This is a genomic window from Zymomonas sp., from assembly GCF_020216885.1.
Classification (GTDB): domain Bacteria; phylum Pseudomonadota; class Alphaproteobacteria; order Sphingomonadales; family Sphingomonadaceae; genus Zymomonas.
On sequence record NZ_JAIWON010000174.1, the window covers coordinates 1 to 3,888 of the forward strand.

The following is a 3,888-nucleotide window of genomic DNA, read 5'->3' on the forward strand; positions in this document are numbered from 1 at the left end:
AGGATTTAAAGTTTTCTGCTTTCACATCCCGAATTTGGGAATCAAGCGTGATATCACCGAATTTATAACGATCGCCTTCTTCAACGACATAAGTAATGATGAAATCACGGCGGTCAGGCGTTAATTCCGCAATAGCGGAAACAACGCGGAAGTCGGCATAACCGTTAACCAGATAGAATTGACGCAGCTTTTGTTGGTCATAGGCCAATTTATCAGGATCATAGCTGGTACCTGAACTCATGAAACGCCAGAAACGCGCCTGTTTGGTGGCCATCGCTTTTCTAAGCTGGGCATCGGAAAAATGTTTATTCCCGATAATATTGATCTGGCGAACTTTTGACTTAGGCCCTTCGGTGATTTCAAAAACGATATCAACACGGTTCTGCTCAAGCCGAACCATCTTAGGCTCAACCGTCGCTGCGAATCGCCCTTGCCGCCGATATAACTCGACGATGCGGGAAACATCCGCACGCACCGCATCACGCGTAAAAATCTGTCTCGGAGCTAGCTTGATTTCAGGACGGATTTTATCTTCTTTAAGGCGCTTGTTCCCTTCAAGAACAATCCGGTTGATGATTGGGTTTTCGTGAATTTGAAGGGTCAAGCTACCCAGATGTTCAGGATTGTCTTCAATAACGACATCAGAAAAAAGCTGTGTTGCGTATAAATCCTGAATCGCGCTATCCAAAATTTCGGAATTGTAGCGCTGCCCTGCCCTTAACTTCGTATAAGAAAGCACGGTATCAGGCTCAAGGCGCTCCGTTCCAACCACGGATAGGGATTTGATCGTTCCGTCAACAGGTTTTGGAATAACGGGCGTGACTGGCGTTGGGGCAGCGGATTCCTTCTGGTTGGTAGCCGCGGGAGCCGTGTCAGTTGCATTATCCTGTGTCGGCGTTGTCTTTTCAGAGGTCGCCGAGATATTGCCATTCTCTGTCGGAGAAGCCGCTGCATCCGCATTGGAAGAAGACGATGTCGCCTCTACTTGATTTTGGTTTTCTGGGGTGGCTGGAGCGGTATTATCTTGATTGCTCGCGCCTTCTGTCACCGCATCGCTCGTTGTATTGGCGCTAGCTTTCTCGACAACAGGATTACTATCTGACGGTATGCTTTGTTCTATCGTTTTTGTGACGGCATTTTCACCGTTGCTGGCGCTATTTTGAGCGGTTTCTTTGACATTTTTTATCGCATGAGAAGCCTTTATTTTTGCCTGACGGGTAACGGCTTTTGCCGTTTCGACTGTCGAATTTAAAGTGCTATCTACTGAGCTCTTTTCAACATCAGAAGTAGCCTGCCCTGATGATACAGTTTCAGATGATGCAGCCCCATCTTGGGTTGAGTTCGTGGTCTCTATGGCAGGAAGGCTATTACTGCTTTGTTCCGCTTGGGAAGTGGCCAGTTCTGAAACTGTCTGAGCCTGTAATGGAATCGCAGTTGACCCCATCAAAGTGCTTAAAATAACAAAGGAAGCCAAAGGCATATTCTGCCGGTTACGCCGATTGTTACGATCAGAATTACCCAAATTGCGCGCCGTCACCCGATTATTGCCCTCTTTCCAGAAATGACACCCGTTTTCCGGCTGTCTTCTTTTTGTGATGGAACGGCCATCACCCCACCCCCTCAACAAAAACTGATAATACTCGATTTATCAATTGAGTTTATTTTTTATCCCAAAATCTGCTTTAGCCAGACTAATACGCCAAGATCATTCAAGGTCGCAAAAAGCGTCAGGCTTAAAAGCAAAAATAAGCCAAAGCGAAAAGCCCATGTCTGAATAACGGGCGTAAGTGGCCGTCTTATTATGATTTCCATTGCGTAAAACAGGAGATGTCCTCCGTCCAGCATTGGAACTGGCAATAAATTGATGAACCCAAGGTTAACAGAAATAGCTGCCATAAAAAGAACGAAAGGCAGAAAACCTAATTCGGTTATCTGGCCTGACATTCTGGCTATACGAATTGGACCACCCAATTCGTCCATGGATCGACGACCTGTAATAATCTGGCCGATGCCATCAATTTGCTCATGGAGCATAGTGCCTACGGCAGAAGTAGCGGCCTGAGGAATCTCGGTCAAGGGGAGACGAACAATTACCGGAGCGCCTCCTAAAATTCCTAACAGACCAATACGGCTACTATTGCCAAAACGGTCTTGAAAATGCTCTGCTTTTAGATGAACTATGACATCCATCGCCCGCCCGTCTCTGACTAATTTTATCAGAACTTCTTCATCAGGGTGCATCTGAACAACGGGCTGGAGGTCATTGAAATAATTAACTTTATAGCTGTTAATCGCCGTGATTTTGTCACCGACTTTTAATCCGGCAGTGTCTGCGGCAGAATGCGGAACGATAGCTGAAACCACAGCAGGGCTTCTGGCAACGCCATGCACTGAAAAAACAGCAGCAAAAAGTAGAATAGCCACAAAAATATTTGTTAAAGGTCCGGCCAAAACAATCAGGAAGCGATGCCATGCTTTTTTAGCCTGAAAGGTCTTGGCTCTGTCCTCGGGAGATAATGCTAACCATTCGCTTGACGGTCTGCCAGAACTGGCAGGGTCCATATCTCCGGCAAAGCGGACATAACCACCAAAGGGCAAACAGGCGATCCGCCATCTTGTCCCCAAGCGATCTGTCCATCCGAAAATTTCTGGCCCGAAGCCAATCGAAAAGACATCAGCTTTTACCCCGAAAAATCGGGCAACGGCATAATGTCCTAACTCATGAACAAAAACCAGCGGACCAATAACCGCGATAAAACTAAGGATCGAAAACATTATCCCCGAAGATGCATTCACGCGGGCAAACTCTCCATTAAAGCGGCGGCTTGGATCCGAGCTTCATTGTCGATCGCAAAGACATCTTCCAAAGAAGACGGCGTTGCGGGTGTATAGTGATCTAAAGTTTTCTCGACAATTTTAGCGATATCAAGAAAACCGATTTTCTTATCAAGAAAAGCCGCCACAGCTATTTCATTAGCCGCATTCATTACCGCGGGACGAGCTCCACCTGATTTGATGGATTCCATTGCCAAAGTTAATGCCGGAAAACGTTCATAATCCGGTGCTTCAAAATCCATCTGACGTAATTTGGTAAAATCCAACGATTCGGCTGGTGTCTCCATCCGCTTTGGCCAAGCCAAAGTATGACCGATCGGTGTTCTCATATCAGGACTACCGATCTGGGCAAGGATAGAACCATCCAAATATTCTACCATGGAGTGAATAACTGACTGAGGGTGAACCAAAATTTCAAATTTTTCTAATGGAATCTGGAAGAGATGATAGGCTTCTATCAATTCAAGCCCTTTATTCATCATCGTAGCAGAATCGATAGAAATTTTGGCACCCATCGACCAGTTGGGATGCTGAACTGCGCGTTCCGGCGTGACCGTTGCCATTTCGGCAAGAGACGTTGTTCTGAAGGGGCCTCCGCTGGCCGTAATAATAATCCGGCGAACATATTCGCGGTTATTATGTGGGAAGCATTGGAAAATAGCATTATGCTCGGAATCAACGGGGAGAAGCGTGGTGCCATGTTCCCGCACGGCATCGATCATCAATCCGCCCGCTGAGACTAAGGATTCTTTATTGGCCAAAGCGACTGTTTTACCCTTGCGGATAGCTGCGAGTGTTGCTTTCAGACCAGCGCAACCGATAATGGCTGCCATTGTCCAATCAGCACCCATCATGGCTGCTTCGACCAAGGCATCAGCACCCGCTGCTGCCTCAACAGGGCTTCCGGCTAAAGCCTCTTTCAGATCATTATAAAGCGATGGGTCAGCGATAACCGCCCGTTTGGCATTCGTTCTTTTCGCCGCATCGGCCAAATCTTTGACATTACGGTTGGCGGTCAGAGCGACGACCTGATACCGATCTAAATTCCGTTCG

Annotated in this window: 3 protein-coding genes; all 3 read right to left on the reverse strand. The window is 47.0% G+C overall.

The window, feature by feature from the left end; genetic code table 11:
* The coding region (locus tag LDL18_RS08780) for a POTRA domain-containing protein (RefSeq protein ID WP_296508814.1) at window positions 1-1,537 on the reverse strand (1,537 nt) is incomplete at its 3' end.
* Window positions 1,538-1,665: 128 nt separating this feature from the next.
* Window positions 1,666-2,796, reverse strand: a complete 1,131-nt coding sequence (gene rseP, locus LDL18_RS08785) for an RIP metalloprotease RseP (RefSeq protein ID WP_296508816.1) — start codon at window positions 2,794-2,796, stop codon at window positions 1,666-1,668.
* Window positions 2,793-3,888: 1-deoxy-D-xylulose-5-phosphate reductoisomerase (dxr, locus tag LDL18_RS08790; protein WP_296508818.1), on the reverse strand; the 1,096-nt coding region annotated here is incomplete at its 5' end. The genes dxr and rseP, both read right to left, overlap by 4 nt.